Consider the following 22,856-nt stretch of genomic DNA (forward strand, 5'->3'; position numbering starts at 1 on the left):
CGGAAGCCCCACTTGCGCCTGATCGACCGCTACATCCTTCTCCAGACGGCAAAGCCGCTCGGTATTTCGCTGATACTCGTGCTGGCGGCGCTGATCCTCGAGCGGATCCTGCGCCTGTTCGACCTGCTCGCCCAGCAGGGCAAGGAGTTCGGCCAGATCTTCAACATGGCGGCCAACCTGGTGCCGCACTATCTCGGCCTCGCGCTGCCGGCGGCCTTCTTCATCAGCATCTTCCTGGTCGCAGCGCGCTTCAGCGAGGATAACGAGCTGGACGTGCTGCGCGGATGCGGGCTGTCGATCCGGCGCTTCAGCCGCCCGTTACTCGGCCTCGCCGTTCTGCTGGCGCTGTTCAGCATAACGCTCTACGGATACGTACAGCCGTACTCGCGCTATGCGTACCGCGCCATCCTTTACGCAGCCACCAGCGCCGCCTGGGACGCGTCGGTGACCACGGGCACCTTCATCGAGGCCGGCGACGGGTACACGGTCCATGCGGACCGCTGGGACAGCACCGGCACCTGGCTCGAGCACGTCTTCGTCCACCAGACCGAGCCCGGCGGGACCGAGGTCACAACGACCGCCCGGCGGGGCGTGCTGCAGCGCAGCCCCGACGGGCAGCACATCGCGCTGACCCTGCAGGACGCCGTCCAGATCCGCACGCCGCCCGGCGGGTCCGGCGCCGTCCTCGCCTTCGAGAACCTGCAGGTGGGACGGCCGTTCTCGCAGAACATCCCGTCCTTCCGCGACCGCGGGGACAACGAGCGCGAGCTGACCATGGACGAGCTGCGCAGCGAGTGGCGGAATCCCGCGTCGCCCGTCCCGCACAGCCGCCTCCGCTCGGAGTTCGATGCCCGGCTGGTCCGGGCCGCCTCCATCCTGTTCCTTCCCATGCTGGCCGTCCCGATGGGCATGGCCGCGAAACGGAACTTCCGCTGGCAGGGGATCGCCGTGGCCGCGGTGATCCTGCTGCTGTACCACCACACGATCCAGTTCGGCGAAAGCCTGGCGGATCTGGGCCGGGTCAATCCGCTGCTCGGCCTGTGGCTGCCCTTCGCCATCTTCGCCAGCGGCTGTCTCGGCCTGCACTTCACGGCCGAGCGGCGCCCCGGGACCGATCCCTTCGGCGCCGCCTTCGCCGCCGTGGACGCGGCGGCACGTTGGATCGGCCAGGTCGTGCCGCGGTGGAGACCGCGGCCGTGACGCTCACGCGCTACTTCACGCGCGCCTTCGGCGGACGGTTCCTCGCGGTGCTGCTCGCCCTGGCCTCGCTGCTGCAGCTCCTGGACCTGCTGGACAAGGCCAGCCAAGTGCTGGAGCGCGGCCATGGGATGGCGGACCTGCTGACCTATGTCGCGCTGAACCTGCCGCTGATCCTGAACCAGCTCGTGCCGCTGGCGGTCCTGGTGGGCGCCGTCACGGCCTTCATGTCCTTCGTGCAGCACAACGAAGTGACGGCCCTGCGCGCCGCGGGGGCCTCGCCGCTGCGGCTGCTCGGCGTCCTGCTGCCCGCCGTGGCGGTCATCGTCGCCCTGCACCTGCTGCTGATGGGCCAGGTGGCTCCACGCGCCGAGCAGGCGCTCCAGGACTGGTGGGCCCAGCGCCCGGCGCCCGCGGCCGAGCAGGCCCGCCCGCCCGCGCGGGTCTGGATGCGCGTCGGCTCCAGCATTGTCTCGGTCGGCCGGATCTTGGACGGCGGCCATCGGCTTGAAGGCGTCACCATCGTCACCCGCGACGACCAGGGCCGGGCGACGGGGCGGACGGTCGCCCGCGAGGCCCGCTGGGACGAGGGGCGGCAGGACGGCGCGCAGCAAGGCGCCCCCCAGGGCGCCTGGACGCTGTACGACGCCGAGACGCTGTCGGTCGCCGATCCCGGGCGGACCGAGCGTCGCGACGCCCTGCCCTGGCCTTCTGGGCCGTCGCCCGAGAACCTGGTCTATCTCGACAGCCCGACCCGGTTCCTGTCGATGCAGCGCCTGAAGGAGATCATCCAGGGCCGCTGGTCCGGCCTGCGGGACCGCGGCTATTACGAGACCCAGGCGCAGCAGATCTTCGCCATCCCGGCGTCGAGCTTCGTCATGCTCCTGCTGGCCCATCCGGCACTGCACGGCATCCGCCGCAGCCGCACATTCGGCACAGGCATGGCGATCGGGCTGGGCCTGGGGCTATTGTTCCTGCTATTCCAGGGCCTGCTCGCGGCACTGGCGCAGGCGGGCGCCCTGCCCCCGACCCTGGCCGTCTGGCTACCCCTTGCATTGTTCGGCTGCATTGGCGGATCCATCTTCCTATACCTGGAGGAGTGAGCGCGGGGACGAGCCGGGACCGCGGCCGGCGCGGCGGGCGCGGTGGCGGGATAGAGGAGACGCGGCAAGCATGTCGGACTGGACTGGACGGACCTACGACCTCGGCAAGATGAACCTGCGCGACCTGCTGGTCGCCTACGCCAGCCACCGGGCGATCCACGTCTATGCCGCGATCGCGGTCGCGGGAGCGATTGCCGCCGTGGCCCTCACGGAGGACGGCTGGCGCACCGCCCTGGCGGCGCTGGTGATCGTCGTCCTCTACCCCTTCGTCGAATACGGCCTGCACCGCTTCATCCTGCACGGCCGATTTCTCTACAAGTCGCGCCTGACCGCCGCCCTGTGGAAGCGCGTCCACTTCGACCATCACCAGGACCCGCACGACTTGCGGGTGCTGTTCGGCTCGCTGGCCAATACGCTGCCCATGATCCTCGTGGTGGCCCTTCCAATCGGCTGGGCCGTGGACGGCCTGCCGGGCGCCGCGGCGGCCCTGGCCTGTGCGACCACGCTGATGTGCATCTACGAATTCTGCCACTGCATGCAGCACCTGAACGTGAAGCCCAGGAACCGCCTCCTGCTCCGGATCAAGCAGCTGCACCTCGCGCACCACTTCCACGACGAGAACAGCAATTTCGGGATCACCAGCCATCTCGTCGACAGGATCGCCGGCAGCTACGTCAGCGAACCGCGGCAGCGTCCGCGGAGCCCGACTGTCTTCAACCTCGGCTATGACGCCGAGGAGGCGAAGCGTTATCCCTGGGTGGCGACACTGACGGGGTCGCCGCCCCGCGATCGGCCCCCGGGTCCGCGCGAGGAGGCGGTGTCGTCTTGACCGGGCTCATGGAGCGGCCCGCCGCGACCGGGGCGCCGGACGTCGAGATCGTGCCGGTATCGGGTCGTGCGGAGCTGGACCGGTTCATCCGCGTTCCCTTCGACCTGCACCGCGACGACCCGACCTGGATTCCGCCCCTTATGGCGGAGCGCCGGGCGGCGCTGTCGCCGGAGAAGAACCCCTATTTCCAGCATGCCGAGGCGGCGTTCTGGATCGCGCGGCGTGGCGGGCGCGACGTCGGGCGCGTCAGCGCGCAGATCGACCGTCTTGCCGAGCCCGGCATCGGCCATTTCGGGCTGATCGCGGCGATCGACGATGCCGGCGTGGTCGCCTCCCTGATGGCGCAGGCGGAGCAGTGGCTGCGCGAACGCGGCGCCCGGCAGGCCTTCGGCCCCTTCAACCTGTCGATCAACGAGGAGACGGGGCTTCTGGTCGACGGCTTCGATACGCCGCCCATGCTGATGATGGGGCACGACCGCCCCTATCTGGGCCCGTTGCTCGAGGCGGCGGGCTATGCCGGCGTGAAGGACCTGCTGGCGTTCCTGTCCGAGAATCCCGAGCTGCCGAAGTCGATCAGGGCCCTGATCGCGCGCCCGCTGCCCGCCAATGTCAGGATCCGCCAGCTCCGGATGAAGGACTACCGGCGCGAGGTCAGCACGCTGACCGGCATCTTCAACGATGCCTGGAGCGGGAACTGGGGCTTCGTGCCGCTGACGGAGGCCGAGGTCGACCACATGGCGCGGCAGATGAAGCCGCTGATCGACCCCCGGCTCGTCTGGTTCGCCGAGGTCGACGACGAGCCCGCGGCATTCATCGTCTGCCTGCCCAACGTGAACGAGGCGATCGCGGACCTGGACGGCAAGCTGCTGCCCTTCGGCTGGGCCAAGCTGCTGTGGCGCTTGAAGGTTTCGGGCGTGGGCAGCGCCCGGGTGCCGCTGATGGGCCTGCGCCAGCGCTATGGCGGTTCCTTCCTCGGCGGCCTGCTGATCTTCCAGCTCATCGCGGCGGCACACCGTGAGGCAACGGCCATGGGTCTGCGACGCATCGAGATGTCCTGGGTGGACGAGGCCAACGCGCCCATGCGGACCATCGCCGAAGCCGTTTGCGGCGTCGCCTACAAGACCTACCGCGTCTACGGAAAAGCGCTGTGAGTACCGGGACGGGTGACAAGCCGTCCCGAACCGGGACGGGTGACAAGCCGTCCCGAACCGGGACGGGTGACAAGCCGCACCGCATCGGCGCGATCGTCCTGGCCGGCAGCCGCGGCCCATCCGATCCCGTCGCCGCGGCCGCCGGCGTCTCCCACAAGGCGCTGGTGCCCGTCGCGGGTATTCCGATGCTGGCGCGGGTGCTCGACACGCTCGCCGCCGTCCCGGCCGTGGGGCCCGTCGTCGTGCTGATCGAGCAGCCGGCGCTGGTGCAGGACCATCCCGCCTTTGCCGCCGCGCTCGCCCGGGGAACGCTGCGGATCCTGCCGGCCGCCGGCTCGCCCAGCCGCAGCGTCCTCGCCGCGCTCGACACGCTCGATCCCGCCCTTCCCTGCCTCGTCACCACCGCGGACCACCCGCTGCTGACCCCGACCATGGTCGAGCATTTCCTCGCGCAGCTTCCGGCGGGAACCGATGCGGTGGCCGGCCTGGCCCGGGCCGAAACGATCCGCGGAGCCTTCCCGCATAGCCGGCGCACATATCTGCGCTTCCGGGACGGCGCCTTCAGCGGCTGCAACCTGTTTGCGCTGCGCGGCCCCGCGGCGCGCGCCGTCGTGACCTTCTGGCGCCGGGTGGAGCAGGACCGCAAGCAGCCCTGGCGCATGGTCCGCCTGCTGGGCCCGGGGACCTTGCTGGCCTTCGCGCTCGGCCGCCTGCGGCTGGACACCGCCCTGCGGCGTCTCGGCCGGCTCACCGGCACGACGCTGGGGGTGGTCGAGATGCCCTTCGCCGAAGCCGCGGTGGACGTCGACCGCCCCGACGACCTGCGGCTCGCCGAGGCGATCCTCGCCGGCCGGCAGGCGCGCGAGGTCCCGGCCGCCTAGACAGGCCGCTCAGACCGGGAAGCCGTCGGAGGTCCCGGCTTTGCCGCCGGGCGTCACCCGGCCGTCGCGCGCAAGGCCGCGCAGAAGCCGGCCCCTGGCCGCGATGGCGAGCGCGGCGACGATCAGGAGCGTCGCGACGGCGAAGGTGGTCCGCGTTCCGGCGGCAACGGCGTCCGGCCCCGCCGCCGTGATGTCGTCCGCCCCCGACGCGACCGCGAAGACGGCCCCCATGACGGCTGCACCGGTGAAGAGCCCCAGATTGCGCGACAGGTTCAGCATGCCGGCGACGAGACCCCGCCGGCCCAGCTGGACGTCCGACAGGACGGCCGTGTTGTTGGCGGCCTGGAACAGCGAATAGCCCGCGGTGATCACGAGGATGGGGGCGATGTAGCCGGCGACGCCGAGCGACACCGGCATCACGGCGAGGACAAGGGAACCGGCCGCTGCCGCGCCGAGACCGGCGACGGTCATGCGTTGCGCGCCGTGGCGGTCTACCATCCGGCCCGCCGGCAGGCCTGCGAGCGCGGCGACGAGCGGGCCGACGGACATGGCCATGCCGATGAACGCCGCATCGAGTCCCAGCGCACGCGAGAGATGGAAGGGCCCAACGACGAGCGTCGTCATCATCACCGTCATGACCAGCACGCTCATGGCGAGGCTCGCACTCAGCACGGCATCGCCGAACTCCCGCGGATGAAGCAACGGAGATGCCGCCCGCGTCTCGATCCGGACGAAAAGGCCACCCCCCAAAAGTGCCGCCGTCAGCAGCGCCATGTTGAGCACGCCGAATTGACCGCGGCCGACCGTTACGGCCAGCGCATAGGCCGCCAGCGTCAGGGCTAGCAGCAGCGTGCCCCCGACATCGAAGGCGTCGCGTCCGCCCTCGCTTTCAAGACGGTCCGAGGGGAGATGGCGGTGCAGGAGAAGCAGGGCCAGGAAGCCCAGCGGCAGATTGAGGACGAAGATCGCGCGCCAGCCGAAGCCGGAGATCAGAAGACCGCCGAGCGACGGGCCGAGAGCCGTGCCGACGGCGGACATCGCTCCGAGCAGCCCCATGGCGCTGCCGGTCCTCGCCTTCGGAACCGCGTCGCCGACAAGGGCCAGGCCAAGGGCCATCATGATGGCCGCACCGAGGCCCTGCGCCGCCCTGGCAGCGACGAGCAGCCAGAAGGTGGGGGCAAGACCGCACAGGGCTGAGGCAAGGGTGAACAGGGCCATTCCCGCCAGAAGCAGCCGTCGCCGGCCGTGAATGTCGCCGAGCCGGCCGACGCTGACGATCAGGGTGGTGACGGCGAGAAGATAGGCGAGGACGACCCACTGCACCTCGTGGAATGAGGCGGAGAACGCCTGTGCCAGCGTCGGCAGGGCGACATTGGCGACACTGGTTCCGAGCGCGGCCAGCAGCGTGGACAACGAAAGGCCGGCAAGAACCCAGCCGGTCGAAGGGCTCCGCCGGCCTTCCGCATCATTGGCCGCCCTCCGGCCGTCCTCGATCGACTTCACCATTTAATCCCGTCTCCGGCGCTCCCGAGCGGAGCGATCCGGACCCTATCCGGAGCCAGGGGATGGCGGAACGCGCACGGATCGCACTTCATCCGTGCGTCTGACGCCATGTCATCGTCGGGGCGTGCTAGGATCAGCGCATGGCAGTTCCCGACCTCAACCTGCTCGCCACGCTCGATGTGCTGCTCGCGGAGGGCAGCGTCGCGGGCGCCGCCCGGCGGCTGCGGCTGAGCCCGTCGGCGATGAGCCGGGCCCTGGCGCGACTGCGCGAGGCGACGGGCGATCCGCTTCTGGTCCGGGCCGGACGCGGCCTGGTTCCTACGCCTCGCGCGTCAGAGCTCCGCGAACGGGTCCGCCAGCTCGTGGAGGATGCGCATTCGGTTCTGCGTCCGGCGGAGAACCCGGACCTGAGGCAGCTCGTCCGGTCCTTCACGCTGCGGACCAGCGAAGGCTTTGTGGAGACCTTCGGGCCGGACCTCCTCGCCCGCCTGCGCGAGGAGGCGCCCGGTGTACGCCTGCGATTCGTCCAGAAGCCGAACAAGGACAGCGAGCCGCTCCGCCAGGGGACCGTCGATCTGGAAACGGGAGTCATCGGGGCGGAAACCGGCCCGGAGCTGCGCGCGCAGGCCCTATTCCGCGACCGCTTCATCGGCGCCGTACGCTCAGGACACCTACTGAGTCAGGGTGAGATCTCGCCTCTGCGATACGCGGCCGGGGAGCATATCGGCGTCTCGCGCTGGGGGCGTGAGACCGGACCGATCGATGAAGCCCTGAAGGCATTGGGACTGCGCCGGGCGATCGTCACGATCGTCGGCGGGTTCTCGACGGCGCTGGCTCTGGCCCGTTCCTCCGACCTGATCGCCAGCGTTCCCGAACGGCACACCGGAAGGCTGCGCGCGGGGATGCACAGCTTTCCTCTGCCGGTCCATGTGCCGGAGGTGACGATCTCGTTGCTCTGGCACCCGCGGATGGACGCCGATCCAGCACATCGCTGGCTGCGCGGCTGCGTTCGGGACGTCTGTGCGGAGCCGTCAATCGGCCTGCCCACGGGCGCTGAGGCTTCCTCGGGCTGAGAGCGGGCCGCGAGAGGGATGCAAAGCCCGAAGGAGGAAACGCGGCCGGGCGTTCGGCTTCAGACGCTTGCAGGATAGTACGCAGGCGGATCGCTAGCCGGAAATGATTCGTCCGAGGCCTCATCGACCTTATCCCATGGACGCGAAGGCGGATCGCGCATGGCCTCGGGTCCGGCGGGCCTAATCTGGCCATAGGCACCCCGATGGGCAGTACCGACCGGCGCCGCATCGCGCAGTGATGCCGATCTCCTGACCTGATTCGGCTCCGAAGGAAGCCGGCGAGCATCCTTCGAGTGCCCGTCAGATGCCGCGGCATCTGCTCGGTAGTTCTTGCGGAGGATGATCACGAGGCCGGCGAGGATCAACGATGCCGCAATGATGCGATCAGGATTTTCCGGAATTCTCATGGGAAACTCATACCTCGCTTGCCGGCATTCAGAGGCGAACAGCAAGGCTGCCGAAACGTTCTCCTTCCATCTGCCGCAGCGGAAAAGCGGCGCTGGGGGAGGTCCTCATGGCGCACCCGCGCGGCCAAGCTTTGCCGTCGAGAACGCGGACACTGCTCGGTGCCAATGCGCGGCCGAAAAGCCGCGACATGTTCCGCGACCGGCTCGGGAATCGATCTTGGCCAGGATTCGAGATTTAAGAGGCGTAGAAACGACGGGTCTGAGCGGATGCCTGAAGCGGCATGTGCCTTGAGTCAAGCCCGCGGAGGCTTCCTACTGCCTGTCGGGACCAGAGGAGAATGCGACTCTCGCGCGGCGGTCTTCCCGCTGACGCACGAGCTTGTTTCGCATATGTTCCTATGTGGAATAGATCGGCACCTCCCAATGCTGCAAGATGCCGACGGCGCACCGCGCGTCAGAAAAACGTCCCGTTGCGACAGAGCGTCTTCGTGCCACTGCTCGCTTTTACAGCCGAAGGCAGACGTCTCGGCGCCTGGTTCATGCCTGCTCAGGAATGGGATCAACTAAAGACCAATTATCGTGACTTCGGGCTCAGATCGGCGTGTTGCGGCAAACCGGTCATCCCCGTCACATCGAAAACGGGATGGTACTTCTTCCGGCATGCTCCCGGCACAGCCTGCGCCATCCACGAGAGTGCGGATCATCTCGTCGCCAAGATCGTAGTGGCACGTGCTGCCGAGGCCCTCGGTCTGGAAGTGACGACTGAAGCGCGCGGCCCCGACGATCGCTGGCGGGCCGATGTCCTGGTCCGGCATCCCTTCAAGGGCTGGTGCGTGGCCATCGAGATCCAACTCTCTCACTGCCCCATCGACGAGATCGAAGCGAGGCAGATGCGCTACGCCGCAGACGGCGTGCGGGGTGCATGGCTAACCGGCTTTATGCCCGCGGACCATGAAGCGAGCCGAGATCTGCCACTATTCCGGCTCGAGACACGACGCGGCGGCCGTGTTGAGCCTTTCGTGGCATGCAAGGATCGGAACGGTCTCGCCAGGACCACAGATCTGGCCGAGTTTACAAGGCTTCTGCTGACCGGCGGCATCGAATTCGCAGGACCGCCTGCCTACGCGACGAAGCTCTCGGTGGTCGGCGCCTCGGCGACCTGCTGGCGCTGCCATCATGACCTGCTCATGGTCGTCGGCTTCGCAAACGTGCCCAGTCCCGTCCTCGCGCCCAACGGCTTCCTGCCGGCCAAGGATCTCGGCAAGCTGCCGGACCTCCTCGAAGGCTACCGCTCGGCGATACCGACGCTGCTGCGGGTCATTCCCGAACTGACGGTGCTCCGGCGACCTCGACGCCCGGGATCCATGTCCGAGCTCCAGGCATTCTGCCCTTGGGATGATGCGCCCCAGGGCCTGCACAGGATAGCCCCCGAGCTATTGACTCCCGGACGGCAACGCTGCTGGACGCTGGACGGCGAGCCATGGACACCTGGTGAACAGGGACGTCCCCGCTGGGTCATACGCACCACGTCGGCAACCGGGAGATCTGCGCGGTCCTCTGAAGATTCGCGCGATTTCCACAGGAGGCTGCTGCAAGGCGCGCGGATTGAATGAGCTTGAGCATCTGGTATCGGACATGCGTGCGAGCACGACTACCCCGGCGGTAACGGAGCCGCTGGCCGGCCTCGTGGAGCGTGTGACGTTCCACAGCGCGGAGAGCGGCTTTTGCGTGCTGCGCGTCAAGGCGCGTGGGCACCGCGATCTCCTGACCGTGGTCGGACACGCGGCCATGATCTCGGCCGGGGAGTGGATCCAGGCAAGCGGCAACTGGTTCAACGACCGCGTCCATGGACTGCAGTTCAAGGCGGACTTCCTGAAGGTGACCCAGCCGACCTCCGTCGAGGGCATCGAGAAGTACCTGAGCTCCGGCATGATCAAAGGCATAGGCCCGGTCTACGCCCGAAAACTCGTCCGGGCCTTCAGCGAGACGGTATTCGACGTCATCGAACAGGAGCCCGACCGTCTGCGCGAGGTGACAGGCATCGGTCCCAAGAGGGCCGAGCGGATCATCCGGGGCTGGGCCGACCAGCGCGCGATCCGCGAGATCATGCTGTTCCTTCACGCCAACGGCGTCGGCACCTCGCGCGCGGTGCGGATCTACAAGACCTACGGTCAGGAAGCGATTCGGCTGATCACCGAGAATCCCTACCGCCTGGCCCGCGATATCCGAGGAATCGGCTTCCGGACCGCCGATGCAGTCGCCGTCAAGCTCGGTATCGAGAAGACTGCCGCCATCCGAGTACGCGCCGGCATCGGCTACGCTCTGGGAAAGGCCATGGACGACGGCCACTGCGGCCTGCCCGTCGAGGAGCTGGAGCGCCTCGCGAGCAATCTGCTTGAGGTGGAGGCGCGGCTGGTTGCCTCCGCGATGGAGGAGGAGCTCCGGGAGGGAGCTGTCATCGCGGACGATCTCGATGGGCGGAGATGCGTCTTCCTGGCCGGCCTGTATCGGGCCGAGCAGTCGGTCGCAGAGCGGCTGAAGACGCTCGCCGCGGGGTCGCCGCCTTGGGCGGAAATAGATCTGGGCAAGGCGCTCGAATGGGTCGAGGCGAAGACCGGGCTGATTCTGGCGCCGAGCCAGCGTGATGCCGTTGGCCGGGCGGTCTCGTCGAAGGTCACCGTGGTCACCGGCGGTCCCGGTGTCGGCAAGACGACGATCGTGAATTCGATCCTGAAGGTGCTTCAAGCCAAGCGTACGAAGGTTCTGCTCTGCGCGCCGACCGGGCGCGCCGCGAAGCGGCTGACGGAGAGCACCGGCCTTGAAGCCAAGACCATCCACCGCCTGCTGGAGGTCGATCCCGCAAGTGGAGGTTTCCGGCGGGGCGAGGAAAGCCCGCTGGAATGCGACCTGCTCGTGGTCGACGAGACCTCGATGGTAGACATCGTGCTGATGAACGCCCTCGTGAAGGCACTGCCCCCCGAGGCGGCGCTGCTCCTGGTGGGCGACGTCGACCAACTGCCATCGGTCGGGCCGGGTCAGGTGCTGGCGGACGTGATCGGTTCGGGAGCCGTTCCGGTTGTACGGCTCACCGAGGTGTTCCGGCAGGCCGCCGAGAGCCGAATCATCGTCAACGCGCACCGGATCAACCGCGGCCAAATGCCGGATATGGAGCCCACGGAAGGTTCGGACTTCTACTTCGTCGACGCTACCGACCCCGAGGACGGCGTGCGCAAGGTCCTGGAGGTCGTCAGGAATCGGATTCCGAAGCGCTTCGGCTTCGATCCCGTCACTGACATCCAAGTACTCGCCCCCATGAATCGGGGAGGGCTCGGCGCGCGTTCTCTCAATATCGAACTCCAGCGCGTCCTGAACCCGCCGGGCGAGGTCAGGGTCGAGCGGTTCGGGTGGACCTTCTGCGTCGGGGACAAGGTGATGCAGACGGAGAACGATTACGACAAGGAGGTTTACAATGGAGACCTCGGCATAATCGCAGCCATTGACATTGATGAGAGCGAGGTGCTGATCGATTTCGAGGGCCGGGAGGTCGCCTATGTCTTCGGTGAGCTGGACCGCGTGTCGCTTGCCTATGCCACCACCATCCATAAGAGCCAGGGCTCGGAATATCCTGCAGTGGTGATTCCGTTGGCGATGCAGCACTGGACCATGCTCCGGCGCAACTTGGTCTACACGGGAGTCACGCGTGGCAAACGCTTGGTCGTGCTTGTCGGGCAGCGGAAGGCACTTGCAATAGCGGTAAGGGCTCGGAACCAAGACCGGAGATGGTCCAAGCTGCGGGAATGGATGTCATGGCCGTCCCTGCCGGGCAACTGAGCTCCGCCAGAATGTGCGGAGAGGCGGCGCCCGAGGCAGGCTGCCGGTCAGGGTCCCCGCACCGGTGCGTGGCCCAAGGAGTTTGGTGGGGATGATGGCGCGTGCCGGGAGTTGGAGCGACAGCCCGCCTGCGACAAATCCCCTGGAAGGCGCGGATCCTGGCGCTCTTCCGATCTGTGGCGCGTTACCTTGCCGAACAAGGAGTTCGATCCGGGATGACCGAGAACGGCCCTAGACAATTCCCTGCAAGCACTGGACGCATCGGACTTTCTCCGGCCGAGCATGACGGGGATCTCGCGACGCTCGTCGACAGGGCTCGTGCCCTGGTGCGCCCCGGCGAACGGCATATCCTCGGACTGACCGGGGCACCCGGTGCAGGCAAGTCCACCTTGGCCACAACCTTGATCGCCGCCCTGGGGTCCGAGGCCGTGATGGTTCCAATGGACGGGTTCCATCTGGCCAGCAGGGAGCTTGTCCGCCTCGAACGACGCGATCGGAAGGGAGCGATCGACACGTTCGATGCGGCCGGTTACGTCGCATTGCTCCGGCGCCTGCGTGACTCCAGCGAAGCGGTTGTCTATGCGCCGGAGTTCGTACGCGAGCTCGAGGAGCCGATCGCCGGTGCCATCGCCGTGCCCTCCACCGTGCCGCTCGTCATCACGGAAGGGAACTACCTGCTCATCGAGGAAGAGCCCTGGACGGCCGTCCGCGGGCTGCTGGACGAGGTCTGGTATCTAGAGCCGGGCGAGGACGTCCGGATCCAGCGGCTCATCGGTCGCCACGTCGCCTACGGCAAGCCTCCCGATCTCGCCCGATCCTGGTCCCTCGGAAGCGATCAGCGCAATGCGGAGCTCATCGCTGCCACGCGCCACCGCGCCGACCTCGTCGTGCGAGTCGGATGACATACCGCGTGACGTCACGATTGCCGCAGCCGCCGGATGCGCGTTCGTGCTCGCTGATGGGCCAGCTCGTCCGGAAATTCCTCACCGCGCCGAAGCCCGGGCATTCCTCCATGCGCCGCCGGATATTCGTCGGCTCGGAGCCGCGTATCGGTAGCGGCCCTCCTCTACCGTGAAGCCGGAGCCTCCATCGTCACGGATGCCCGGCTGCCTCGGCCGAGCGGATCAGCTCGGGCCTGCGAACCGGCCCGAACACGAAGCGCAATGCCTCGGCCACCGTATTGCTCCAGACATTGTAGTCATGCACCCCGTCGGCCACCCGGAACTCCGCCGGCCATCCCCTGTCGCGCCAGAGCTTGTGAAGGACGGCCGCGTGGTACTCGATCTGGAACTCGTCGTCGTCGCCGGAATCGAGATAGAGCGGCATCACGATGTTCCTGGCGAAGAACCCATCGAGCAGCGACGGGTAGTTCAGCGACTTCCACAGCTCGGGATCGAACTGCCCGTTCGTCTGGAACGGCGGCACCCTCCGCGCTGACGAGGTCGGAGGCGGCTCCGGCACATAGATCGCCGGGCTCATCAAGCCTGCCGCGGCGAACATTTCCGGGTACTTCAGGGCGAAGCGCAGTGCGCCGTAGCCCCCCATCGAGAGTCCGGCGATCGCCCGTGCGGACCGCTCGCCGATGATGCGGTACCGCGCCTCGGCCTGCGGGATCAGGTCCTGGATGAGGGCGGTCTCCATCTTCTCCTCGCGGTCGACGTACCAGGTGACGCCGGCCGCGGGCATGACGATGATGCAGGGCGGGATCTCGCCCCTGGAGATCAGGTCGTCGGCGGTGCGCTGGATCCCGCCCCTGACCGCCCAGTCATTCTCGTTCCCGGCATTCCCGTGCAGCAGGTACAGGACGGGATAGCGGAGCTGCCCGGTCTCGTAGCCGTCGGGCAGGTAGAGATTGTAGGCCCAGTCCCGGCCCAACGTCGCGGAGTTGAAGCGCTCCGAGACGAGGATGCTCTCCGCGGAGACGGGCGTGGTCGTGGCGATGAGAACGGATGCGGCGATCGCCGCCAGTGTCGAGACCAGGCGCATGGGGATTTCCCTTCCATCGCTGGCGACGGGTGATCCGTCGCGCCGCGATGACGATCCTATGCAGCCTGGCGCCTGCGGTGAGCCGCAAAACGGCGTGTATCACTCCAATACAGGTCGTGGACGCCGCCCCGGCGCCGTGTCAGGGCGTCCGGCCGCGCTCGAAGCGCCCGGATTCGAGCCAGCCCTCGACAAGCCGCCGTGCGCGCTCGGCATCGGCGGGGAAGTCGACCTCGCCCCAATGGAGGCCCTCGATGGACACGACCTCGACGCCGTCCCCGGCCTGGGCCAGGCGGTCGATCGCCGAGAGATACCAGCGGCGCGGCCCGTCGGGCTCGCGCAGGACCTCCTGCAGGGAACGGGCGAAGCGCGCCCCGCCATCGCCGCGGAACAGCAGCATTCCAATGGACTCTCCGTCGACGCTGTCGAGGTGCAGAGTCTTGCCGATGGCGCGCAGCCGGCGCCCCCCGTCCAGGCACACCTTCATGTCGTCGGCATCGTACTGCGCCTTGCGGTCGATGGTGACCGTCACCGGCGCCGTCGCCTGGGCGAGCAGCCGGGCAAGCACGGCGGGCTCGAAGACGGTGTCGCCGTTCACGAGCAGGAAGTCGCCGGTCATCTCGGACAGCGCCACGTAGCAGCTGCCGATGTTGTCGGCGACGCTGAAGAACGGGTTGAACAGCGCCCGGACCCGCATTCCCGGGAGCGCCAGGCCGTGAAGCATCTCCTCCACGCTCTCCGCGGCGAAGCCGACGACGACCGTGACGTCGTCGAAGCCGTTGGCCCACAGCGCCCGTAACTGCCATTCGAGCAGGGTGAGGCCGCCCAGTGGCAGCAGGCATTTGGGGCGAGTTTCTGTCAGGGGCAGAAGCCGCTTGCCCTGCCCGGCGCTGAGAATGATGGCTTTCACGAAAAGCTCCTTGCGAACGGCCTCACTGCACGGAGGCCGGAGACAACGAATCCAGATGATCGGCGAGGCGCAAGGCCAGGGCGACGATGCTGAAGGTCGGGTTGGCCCAACCCGAGGTCGGAAATACGGCGCTGCCCGCCACGTACAGGTTCTCGATCCCGTGCACCTTGCAGTCGCGGTCGACGACGCCGCGACCGGGCGTCTCCGCCATGCGCGCCGTGCCCATGTGATGATAGCCCCCGATCGGGTGGGCGCTGATCAGCGGATCGGTCCGCCACAGCACCGTCGGATCCTCGAGCCATGCCGCGGGGATGGCCCGGCCGAGCCCGCGGCCCCGCAGCGCCTGGTCCATCGCCGTCACCAGCATGCGCACGGAATGCCTGTCCAGCTCGGTCAGGCGCCAGTCGAGATCGATCCGCGGCACGCCCAGGGCGTCGCGCTCACCGCCCAGGCGGATCCGGCTGTCGGGGTTCGGCGCCTGCTCGGCGCGCACGATCAGGGCGAGCTCGCGCCGGCGGGACTTCACCAGCAGCCATGGCCGCAGCGGATCGACCCGCTCGTGCAGCCACAGCGCCCCACCCTTGACCGCGCGCCACAGCCGCCGGTTCGTCGCCGAGGGGTCCAGGCGGTGCTTCATGGCGTTGTAGGTCTTCATCGCCCAGAACTGGGCGTCGCGCTCGCCCTGGCGCGCGCCCAGGGTGAAGGCCGAGTTCAACGTGCCGAGACGCGCCTGCGCCTCGTCCGGCAGGCGCAGGAGGGCGGCATGGCGGGTCCCTCCGACCCGGTGGGTGCGGCCGAACGCCGCCAGAAGCTGCCAGGCCGCCTCGCTTTCCAGCCGCCCGCCCCGCGCGTGCGGATGCTCCATGAAATAGCGGCCGACCAGGTCGTGGTCGTTGCCGACGCCGGCCGGAGCCACGGCGTTGGACGCCAGCATCAGGCGCGGCGTCTCGATCCCGCCCAGGGCCAGGATGAAGCGCCCGGCGCGGATGCTGGCCTTGCCGCCGCGGATGTCCGCGACCGTTACCGAGAGGATGCGCCGCCCGTCGGGCGAGAGCTCGAGCCCCGTCGCCGTCGCATGGACCAGCAGCCTCGCCCGGGGATGGTCGACGACGTCGCGGATATTCGCCAGCGTAAAGCGGTTCGGCTTGTCGTCGAAGCTCCAGCAGCCGACGCTCAGCGTGTCGCCGTCGAGCGCGCGCAGCACGGGCAGCGCCTGCATCAGCGCCGCGCGGCCCTCGGCCGGCGGCGTGATCTCGAGCACCGCCGCCGCCTCGCGGTAATAGGACGCCAGCTCGTCCCGGGCTATGGGCCAGCCGCTGTCGGGAACCCAGGGGCGCGGCGCAAAGTCGATGGGATCGAACTCGGCGCAGCGGCCGCCCCAGATCGGGGTGGTTCCGCCGAGCATGCGCAGGTTGACGTCACCGGGATCGTAGTAGGGCTCGCCGCTCGACGATCCGCCGGCCAGGGCCTGGATGCCGGGCTCGAAGTCGATGCCGCCGCTCTCCACCAGCATGACCGTGTGCCCATGGGCGAGAAGGCGGCGCGCCAGGGTGATTCCGGCCGCCCCGCCCCCGACGATGCAGACCGGCACGTCGAAGGTTTGCGGCTCGGAGAGCTCTCTGAGATCGATCAGCATGCTGGCGGCGAAGGGTCCGGCCGGATGGACCCGGCATCGGCGGAGGGAACCGGGCGGGCCTGTGGCCTTCCGGGGCTGGACTTTGAACCTAGCACTCAGTATCCGAGGCAACAACGGGGCCCGGAAAGGACGATGAAATGGCGCAGCCCGCGGGCATGTTGGGGCGGGCCCTGAGGAATGTCGGCCTGCTGCTGAGCAGCAAGGTGCTGACGGGTGTGATGCAGCTCGCCACCTTCGCCGTGATCGCCCGCGGCCTCGGCCCCGTCGAGTTCGGGTATTTCGCCCTGCTGCAGACCCATGTTCAGTTCCTGTCGGGCTTTGCCACGGTGCAGTCCAACCAGGCGGTGATCCACTACGGCGTGAAGCATCTCGGCGCGGAGGATCTTCCCGCCTTCCAGGCCGTGCTCAAGGCCGGCTCGCTGATGGACGTCGCCGGCGCGGTGCTGGCGATGCTGCTCGCCGTCGCGCTGGCGCCCGCGGTCGCGGGCTTCCTGGAATGGGACGAGCGCATCGTCTTCTATGCGCAGTGCTTTGCACCCCTGGCCCTCGCCAACGCGATCGCGACGCCCAAGGGCATGCTGCGCCTGTTCGGACGCTTCGACCTGCTGGCCCGGCACGTGGTCGTCACCCCGGCCGTCCGGCTTGTCGGTTCTGCGGTCGCGTTCCTTCTGGAGGCGCCGCTCGGGGGTTACCTGGTCGTGTGGTTCGTCGCCGGCTATGCCGGCGCCGCCGTGGCGATCTGGATGGCGTGGCGGCAGGCCGCGGGCAAGGAGCTGCTGGCCGGGTTCACCCGCGACCTGCGCGGCCTTTCGCGCCCCAATCCCGGCATCTGGCGCTTCATGGCGATCTCGAACGTCCATTCGACCCTGGCGCTGGTGCCGAACTACGTCTCCGTCTTCCTGGTGGGCGGGCTGGTGGGCCCGGCCGCGGCCGGGCTGTACAAGGTCGCGCGCGAGATCGGGACGGGACTAGGCAAGCCGGTCGATCTGCTGAACCAGGCGATCTATCCGGACCTGACGCGCCTTGCCGCCGCACGGGACTGGCGCAGCCTCGGGCGCATCGCGGTCAGGTCGGGGATGATGGCCGGGGCCGTGGGCGCCGCCCTGTTCCTGGTGATCGTGCTGGCCGGGGACTGGGTCGTCGGACTCCTGTTCGGTGCGGAGTTCGTCGCCGCGACTCCGGTCCTGACGCTCCTGATGCTGAGCACGGCGATCTCGGTGACGGTCTTCGCGGCCGAGCCCGTGCTCTATGCCCTGGGTCGGCCCGGCGTGCTGCTCGGCCTGTCGGTCGTGATCAATGGAACGCTCTTCGCGTCCATGGCCTGGCTGCTGCACCTGATGGGGCTGATCGGCGCCGGCTGGGCGTCGGTCGCGACGGCGCTGCTGAACGCGGTCCTGGCCGCGGGCTTCACGGTGGTGACGATGCGCGCCACCGCCCGCCGGGCCGAGCGCCAAGCGACCGCCTGACCGGCGGGTCCTGTTCCCGGCAAGGGATTATGGTTCTCAGTCGATCGTATCGCCTACGGCGTCGAAGGGGACGGCGACGGCATCACCGACGACGGGAACCACGCGGGCGACGTCCGCCGTCGCCCGGAACGGCAGTGCCACGGCACCGCAGCCCGACAAGCTGGCCCCGATCAGGAGCAGGGAGACCCATCGCATTCACTTCTTCTCCTTGGCGCGGTTCAGCTCGAACACCATCGCATCCGACGCGGCGGCGATCGTCATGGCCGGATTCTTCCGGCAGAACTTCTCGCCCCAGTCGAGAAGGCTCTGGGGGTCCCGTCCGGCCAGGATGTTGCCGTCGGGGGCCACATGGCGGTTGTAGGCCGAGAGATAACCCGCCACCCAGCTCTCGATCTGCGCCAGCACGACGCCGCCGCTCTCGCGGGCCCGAAGCCAGTCCTGGCAGGTCACCAGCCCCGCGCCGCCCACGACGCGGTACTTCCCGGGATCGCCCTGCGCCAGACCCGGCGATGCCGCCGGGATGGCCGCCGCTGCGATCAGGAGACAGCATCTCATGAGAAGCCCAGTCATGAGAACCCCAGCCTTCGGGTTGGATGGCGGAAGGATCCGGATCTTCCAGGACGGCCGGACCTTCCGGCACGAGCCGCTGCCCGGAGCGGCGCCGGCAGGGCTCAACAGCCATGGCCCCGCATCCTCACGCGCTGGGGACGGCAACCCGCGGCAGGGCCTTTGATCCGGCTGGCGCGGGCGGGGCCGCCGGACGATACTGCAGCCCATGCGCGCAAGGGTAGCCATGACGGATCGGACGGCATGACGGAACGGGTGGTCCCGCCTGGCACGGCGGGCGACGCTTCCGTGCCGCCGCGGCCCGCCCCGGCCGAGCGGCTTCTGCGCACGCGGCTGAAGCTGCGGCACCTGAACCTGATCGTGGCGCTGGACGACCACCGCAAGCTGCAGCGGGCGGCCGAGGAGATGAACCTGTCGCAGCCCGCGGCATCGAAGATGCTGGGCGAGATCGAGAAGATCGTCGGCGTCCCGCTGTTCGAGCGCCTGGCCCGCGGCGTCGAGCCCACGCCCTATGGCGAGGCGCTGATCCGCCGCACCCGGACCATGCTCTCGGAGCTCGGCCAGGCCGGCGAGGAGATCGCCGCGCTGAGCGCAGGCCAGGGCGGGACGGTAGCGATCGGCACCGTGATGGCGCCCGCGGTCGATGCGGTTGTGGAATCCGTCCGGGCCGTCCGCAGGCGCATGCCGCGCCTCCAGGTCTCGGTGGATATCGAGACCAGCGACGTGCTGGTGGAGCGGCTCCTCGCTTCACGGTTGGACTTCGCCATCGCCAGGATCCCCGCGGGACTGGACCCGGCGCCGCTGGAATACCGCGAGATCGGGCCCGAGCAGGCCTGCCTGATGGTGCGCGCCGAGCACCCGCTTGCCGCGCGCAGCCGCGTAAGCGCGCAGGACCTCGCAGACCAGGAATGGGTGCTCCAGCCCAGGGGCTCGCTGCTTCGCCGCAGCCTGGAGGCGATGCTTCGCCGCCATGGCCTTCCGGCCCCGACTCGGGTGCTGAACACGGGCTCGATCCTGATGACCCTGGTGATGGCAGCGAAGACGGACGCCATCGCCCCGCTGGCGATCCCCGTGGCCGAGCTGTTCCTGAAGGCCGGCGCGTTCCGCATCCTGCAGCTCGACGAGCCGCTGAGCGTCGAGCCCTTCGGCCTCGTCACCGTCCGGGGGCGGCCGCTCTCGCCCCCGGCTCAGGTGATGTACGCCGCGGTCGAGCAGCACCTGCTCGGCGCAGTCGCGCGGGACGGGCTGCCCGGGCCGGATCAGGAGTTCGGAATCGGCGGTGGGATCCGGTCGGTCCCGCGCTGAACGTGCCGGGCCTCAGTGGCTGTCGCGGGGCACCGCGGCGCCGCTGCCGCCGACCAGGAAGTCGAAGTCGGCCCCGTCGCTGGCCTGCATGACGCGCTCCACGTAGAGCCGGGCCCAGCCACGCTCGGGGAGCGGGGGCTGCGTCCAGGCCGCCCTGCGGCGGGCCAGCTCCTCGTCCGGAACCTCCAGCGTCACGGTCCGGTTCGGCACGTCCAGCGAGATGAAGTCGCCATCCCTGACCAGGGCCAGCGGACCGCCCGCGGCGGCTTCGGGCGAGACGTGCAGCACGACGGTTCCGTAGGCTGTCCCGCTCATGCGCGCATCCGAGATGCGGACCATGTCCGTGATGCCCTTGCGCAGCACCTTGGGGGGCAACGGCATGTTGCCGACCTCGGCCATGCCGGGATAGCCCTTCGGGCCGCAGTTCTGCAGCACCATCACGGAGGTCTCGTCGATCTCCAGCGCCTCGTCGTTGATGCGCGCGCGGAAGTCCTCGATGGACGAGAAGACCACCGCCCGCCCGCGATGGGTCAGCAGGTGCGGGCTGGCGGCCGAAGGCTTGATCACCGCACCCGATGGGGCCAGGTTGCCGCGCAGGACCGCGATCCCCGATTCCGGCTTGAACGGCTGGTCGTAGGCGTGGATCACCTCACGGTTCCAGTTTTCGGCCTCGGCCACGTTCTCGCCGATGGTGCGGCCGTTGACGGTCAGGGCCTCGGCGTTCAGCAGGCCCGCGCCCAGCAGCTCCCGCAGCACGGCCGGCACTCCGCCGGCATAGAAGAAGTCCTCCATCAGGTGCCGCCCCGAGGGCTGCAGGTCGACGATGCAGGAGACGTGGCTGCCCAGCCGGTCCCAGTCGTCGAGCTTCAGGTCGACGCCGATGCGGCCGGCCAGCGCCATCAGGTGGATCACGGCGTTGGTGGAGCCGCCGATCGCGGCATTCGCGCGGATCGCGTTCTCGAAGGCCGCCCGGGTCAGGATCCTCGACATCACGAGATCCTCCTTGACCATCTCCACGATGCGCCGCCCGGTCAGTTGGGCGACCGTGTTGCGCCGGGCATCCACCGCGGGAATCGCGGCCGAGCCCGGCAGGCTCATGCCGAGCGCCTCGACCATCGAGGCCATGGTCGAGGCCGTTCCCATGGTCATGCAATGGCCCTTGGAGCGGTGCATGCAGCTTTCGGTCGCGATGAACTCGTCCATCGACATGCGGCCGGCCCGCACCTCCTCGGACATCTGCCAGATGCCGGTGCCGGATCCGAGCTCGCGCCCCCTGTAGCGGCCGCTGAGCATCGGGCCGCCCGACAGGCCGATCGTCGGCAGATCGCAGGACGCCGCTCCCATCATCAGCGACGGCGTCGTCTTGTCGCAGCCCATCAGAAGCACGACGCCATCGATGGGATTGCCGCGGATCGACTCCTCCACGTCCATGGAGGCGAGATTGCGGAACAGCATGGCGGTCGGGCGGAGCTGCGATTCCCCGAGGGACATCACGGGGAACTCCAGCGGAAAGCCGCCGGCCTCCCAGACGCCGCGCTTGACCCATTCGGCGAGCTCGCGGAAATGCGCGTTGCAGGGCGTCAGCTCGGACCAGGTGTTGCAGATGCCGATAACCGGGCGCCCGTCGAAGAGGTCATGGGGATGCCCCTGATTCTTCATCCAGCTCCGGTACATGAAGCCGTTCTTGTCGCGCCGCCCGAACCAGGCGGCGCTACGCAGCCTGCGGCCCTTTTCGCTCATGCCTCGCTCCCGCTTCCGTGCGCCGGCCGCGCGGACTCTTCCGCGATCGTTCGGCATACGGACGGTAGCAAGGGGCTGAGATAACCGTCCAATTCGTACTCGGCCCCGAGCCATGCCAAAAACGGGATGGCCTCGGTACGAACCCGGGAGAGGTCAGACCTCCAGGCGCGGCTCCAGACGGATCCAGCTCTCGGCCGTGGCGCCGGGCTCCAGGATCATGCCGCCGACACTGTCCGCGCCGAGTTCGCGCAGGTTCGGCCAGTCCGTGCAGTTGCTGACGGGCTCCACGGCCAGCAGAGGCTGGTCGCCGGGCGCGTATACCACCAGGAACTTCAGCGGCGCCCCGGCGGTCAGGCGCAGCGCAGCGCCGCGCTCGGGCCACCGGATCTCGGCCAGACCGTCCCATCCGGTGAAGTTGTTGTCGAGATCGGCCTCGGCCAGCGGCAGCCCGGCTGCCAGCCGGTCGGCGACCCCGCCCGGCTCCAGGCGGGTCGGCAGCACCTCGTCGTCGGTGGCCCACATGGCCGAAACCCCAGCCCGGAGGCTGGTCCGCGCGGTCCTCGGAAAATAGGGATGGTGGCCGAAGCCCAGAGGCATGGGCACGCCGCCGGTGTTGGTGACGGCCATCGAGATCGTCAGCGCGTCGGGCGCGAGGGCGTAGCTCTGGCGCGCGGAGAACCGCCAGGGCCAGGTGCCGGAATCGGGGTCGACGCCCTTGTCGGGGTCGTGGTCCAGCGTCATCGCGATCCGCGCGTCCGAGCCCGCTTCCAGCAACCAGGATCGCTGCCAGGCAAGCCCGTGGAGGGCATGGCGCGAGCGTGCGTGGTTCGCAGCCATGCGCACCTCCTTGCCCTCGAAGGTGAAGCGGCCGCCGCGGATGCGATTGCAGAAGGGGATCATGGGGAAGCTGCCCATCCCGAGCGGCTCGCGCGCGGCCAGCGCCTCGGGGGTCGCGGGACGCAGCCAGTCCAGGCGCCGCCCCTCATGCATCCCGTAGAAAGCGGTGATGGCGCCGCCGAGCTCAGGACAGGCTTCGAGCCGGATCGGGCCGGCGGCGATCTCCACGATGGCGGGCACGGCAGCGTCCACGGGGCGGCATCCTCCTGGTCTCGGTCCGCTCTCGGCGGTCCGGCACGCTTGCATGGCAGAACCCAACGGTCAACGCCGCGGCCGTGGCACGGCGTCTCCGCCAACCGGGGCCTTTCCCGTGCCGGCGCTTTGGGCGCTAATAGCGGCCGGGGCGGATTTGAGCCCTATGCCCGACGGGAGATTCC

20 protein-coding genes are annotated in these 22,856 nt (G+C 68.9%); 11 read left to right on the forward strand and 9 right to left on the reverse strand.

Annotated features, from left to right (window positions below; genetic code table 11):
- The first annotated feature begins 12 nt into the window (after window positions 1-12).
- From JUB13_RS02755 to JUB13_RS02775, 5 genes are all read left to right on the forward strand, one after another.
- Entirely contained in the window at window positions 13-1,200 is a 1,188-nt protein-coding gene (locus JUB13_RS02755; protein ID WP_207477009.1) for an LptF/LptG family permease, read from the forward strand.
- Window positions 1,197-2,300 carry an LptF/LptG family permease gene (locus tag JUB13_RS02760; RefSeq protein ID WP_207477011.1) on the forward strand — a complete coding sequence of 368 codons (1,104 nt, stop codon included), beginning with the start codon at window positions 1,197-1,199 and terminating at the stop codon, window positions 2,298-2,300. Before JUB13_RS02755 ends, JUB13_RS02760 begins: the two co-directional genes overlap by 4 nt.
- A gap of 70 nt (window positions 2,301-2,370) precedes the next feature.
- On the forward strand, window positions 2,371-3,129 hold the full coding sequence (locus JUB13_RS02765) for a sterol desaturase family protein (protein WP_236024664.1): 759 nt from the start codon (window positions 2,371-2,373) through the stop codon (window positions 3,127-3,129).
- Complete coding sequence (locus JUB13_RS02770) at window positions 3,126-4,280, forward strand: dATP pyrophosphohydrolase (RefSeq protein WP_236024665.1); 1,155 nt, start codon at window positions 3,126-3,128, stop codon at window positions 4,278-4,280. Before JUB13_RS02765 ends, JUB13_RS02770 begins: the two co-directional genes overlap by 4 nt.
- Entirely contained in the window at window positions 4,277-5,161 is an 885-nt protein-coding gene (locus JUB13_RS02775; protein ID WP_328702848.1) for a nucleotidyltransferase family protein, read from the forward strand. The genes JUB13_RS02770 and JUB13_RS02775 overlap by 4 nt, the downstream gene beginning before the upstream one ends.
- Window positions 5,162-5,170: 9 nt before the next feature.
- On the opposite strand, the gene JUB13_RS02780 is transcribed toward JUB13_RS02775, so the two are convergent.
- Window positions 5,171-6,667: an MFS transporter gene (locus JUB13_RS02780; RefSeq protein ID WP_207477013.1), complete on the reverse strand. Its 1,497-nt coding sequence runs from the start codon at window positions 6,665-6,667 to the stop codon at window positions 5,171-5,173.
- A gap of 137 nt (window positions 6,668-6,804) precedes the next feature.
- Between JUB13_RS02780 and JUB13_RS02785 the strand changes: the two genes are divergently transcribed.
- Complete coding sequence (locus JUB13_RS02785) at window positions 6,805-7,737, forward strand: LysR family transcriptional regulator (RefSeq protein WP_207477015.1); 933 nt, start codon at window positions 6,805-6,807, stop codon at window positions 7,735-7,737.
- 59 nt (window positions 7,738-7,796) lie between these two features.
- Here JUB13_RS02785 and JUB13_RS02790 read toward each other — a convergent pair whose 3' ends face one another.
- The gene (locus tag JUB13_RS02790) at window positions 7,797-8,144 is read right to left on the reverse strand and encodes a hypothetical protein (protein ID WP_207477017.1); all 348 of its coding nucleotides are present in this window, start codon (window positions 8,142-8,144) and stop codon (window positions 7,797-7,799) included.
- 488 nt (window positions 8,145-8,632) lie between these two features.
- On the opposite strand from JUB13_RS02790, the gene JUB13_RS02795 reads away from it, so the two are divergent.
- The 3 genes from JUB13_RS02795 to JUB13_RS02805 all read left to right on the forward strand — a co-directional run bounded on the left by JUB13_RS02795 (window position 8,633) and on the right by JUB13_RS02805 (window position 12,877).
- On the forward strand, window positions 8,633-9,757 hold the full coding sequence (locus JUB13_RS02795) for a competence protein CoiA family protein (RefSeq protein WP_207477019.1): 1,125 nt from the start codon (window positions 8,633-8,635) through the stop codon (window positions 9,755-9,757).
- Window positions 9,750-11,975: an SF1B family DNA helicase RecD2 gene (gene recD2, locus JUB13_RS02800; protein ID WP_456237104.1), complete on the forward strand. Its 2,226-nt coding sequence runs from the start codon at window positions 9,750-9,752 to the stop codon at window positions 11,973-11,975. Before JUB13_RS02795 ends, recD2 begins: the two co-directional genes overlap by 8 nt.
- 215 nt (window positions 11,976-12,190) lie before the next feature.
- Complete coding sequence (locus tag JUB13_RS02805) at window positions 12,191-12,877, forward strand: nucleoside/nucleotide kinase family protein (protein WP_207477021.1); 687 nt, start codon at window positions 12,191-12,193, stop codon at window positions 12,875-12,877.
- Window positions 12,878-13,067: 190 nt separating this feature from the next.
- Here the strand turns inward: JUB13_RS02805 and JUB13_RS02810 are convergent, their stop codons facing one another.
- The 3 genes from JUB13_RS02810 to JUB13_RS02820 form a co-directional block, all read right to left on the reverse strand.
- A complete protein-coding gene (locus JUB13_RS02810) occupies window positions 13,068-13,961 on the reverse strand; it encodes an alpha/beta hydrolase (RefSeq protein WP_207477023.1) in 894 nt (297 codons plus the stop codon).
- Window positions 13,962-14,100: 139 nt separating this feature from the next.
- Complete coding sequence (locus JUB13_RS02815; protein ID WP_207477025.1) at window positions 14,101-14,868, reverse strand: phosphocholine cytidylyltransferase family protein; 768 nt, start codon at window positions 14,866-14,868, stop codon at window positions 14,101-14,103.
- Between the two features lie 22 nt (window positions 14,869-14,890).
- Window positions 14,891-16,504, reverse strand: a complete 1,614-nt coding sequence (locus JUB13_RS02820) for an FAD-dependent oxidoreductase (RefSeq protein ID WP_207477027.1) — start codon at window positions 16,502-16,504, stop codon at window positions 14,891-14,893.
- Window positions 16,505-16,641: 137 nt separating this feature from the next.
- Between JUB13_RS02820 and JUB13_RS02825 the strand changes: the two genes are divergently transcribed.
- Window positions 16,642-17,970, forward strand: a complete 1,329-nt coding sequence (locus JUB13_RS02825; RefSeq protein ID WP_207477029.1) for a lipopolysaccharide biosynthesis protein — start codon at window positions 16,642-16,644, stop codon at window positions 17,968-17,970.
- A 36-nt stretch (window positions 17,971-18,006) separates the two neighbouring features.
- Here JUB13_RS02825 and JUB13_RS02830 read toward each other — a convergent pair whose 3' ends face one another.
- Together JUB13_RS02830 and JUB13_RS02835 are read right to left on the reverse strand one after the other, a co-directional pair.
- Window positions 18,007-18,165 (reverse strand): DUF6726 family protein, encoded by a 159-nt coding sequence (locus JUB13_RS02830; protein WP_207477031.1) that lies wholly within the window; start codon window positions 18,163-18,165, stop codon window positions 18,007-18,009.
- Window positions 18,166-18,525 (reverse strand): hypothetical protein, encoded by a 360-nt coding sequence (locus JUB13_RS02835; RefSeq protein ID WP_207477033.1) that lies wholly within the window; start codon window positions 18,523-18,525, stop codon window positions 18,166-18,168.
- A 255-nt stretch (window positions 18,526-18,780) separates the two neighbouring features.
- Between JUB13_RS02835 and JUB13_RS02840 the strand changes: the two genes are divergently transcribed.
- Window positions 18,781-19,842, forward strand: a complete 1,062-nt coding sequence (locus tag JUB13_RS02840) for a LysR family transcriptional regulator (RefSeq protein ID WP_207477035.1) — start codon at window positions 18,781-18,783, stop codon at window positions 19,840-19,842.
- Window positions 19,843-19,854: 12 nt separating this feature from the next.
- On the opposite strand, the gene JUB13_RS02845 is transcribed toward JUB13_RS02840, so the two are convergent.
- The gene (locus JUB13_RS02845; protein ID WP_207477037.1) at window positions 19,855-21,582 is read right to left on the reverse strand and encodes an IlvD/Edd family dehydratase; all 1,728 of its coding nucleotides are present in this window, start codon (window positions 21,580-21,582) and stop codon (window positions 19,855-19,857) included.
- A 153-nt stretch (window positions 21,583-21,735) separates the two neighbouring features.
- Window positions 21,736-22,671 carry an aldose 1-epimerase gene (locus JUB13_RS02850; protein WP_207477039.1) on the reverse strand — a complete coding sequence of 312 codons (936 nt, stop codon included), beginning with the start codon at window positions 22,669-22,671 and terminating at the stop codon, window positions 21,736-21,738.
- Window positions 22,672-22,856 lie beyond the last annotated feature (185 nt).

The sequence above is a fragment of the Arenibaculum pallidiluteum genome, from assembly GCF_017355985.1.
GTDB classification, from domain to species: domain Bacteria; phylum Pseudomonadota; class Alphaproteobacteria; order Azospirillales; family Azospirillaceae; genus Arenibaculum; species Arenibaculum pallidiluteum.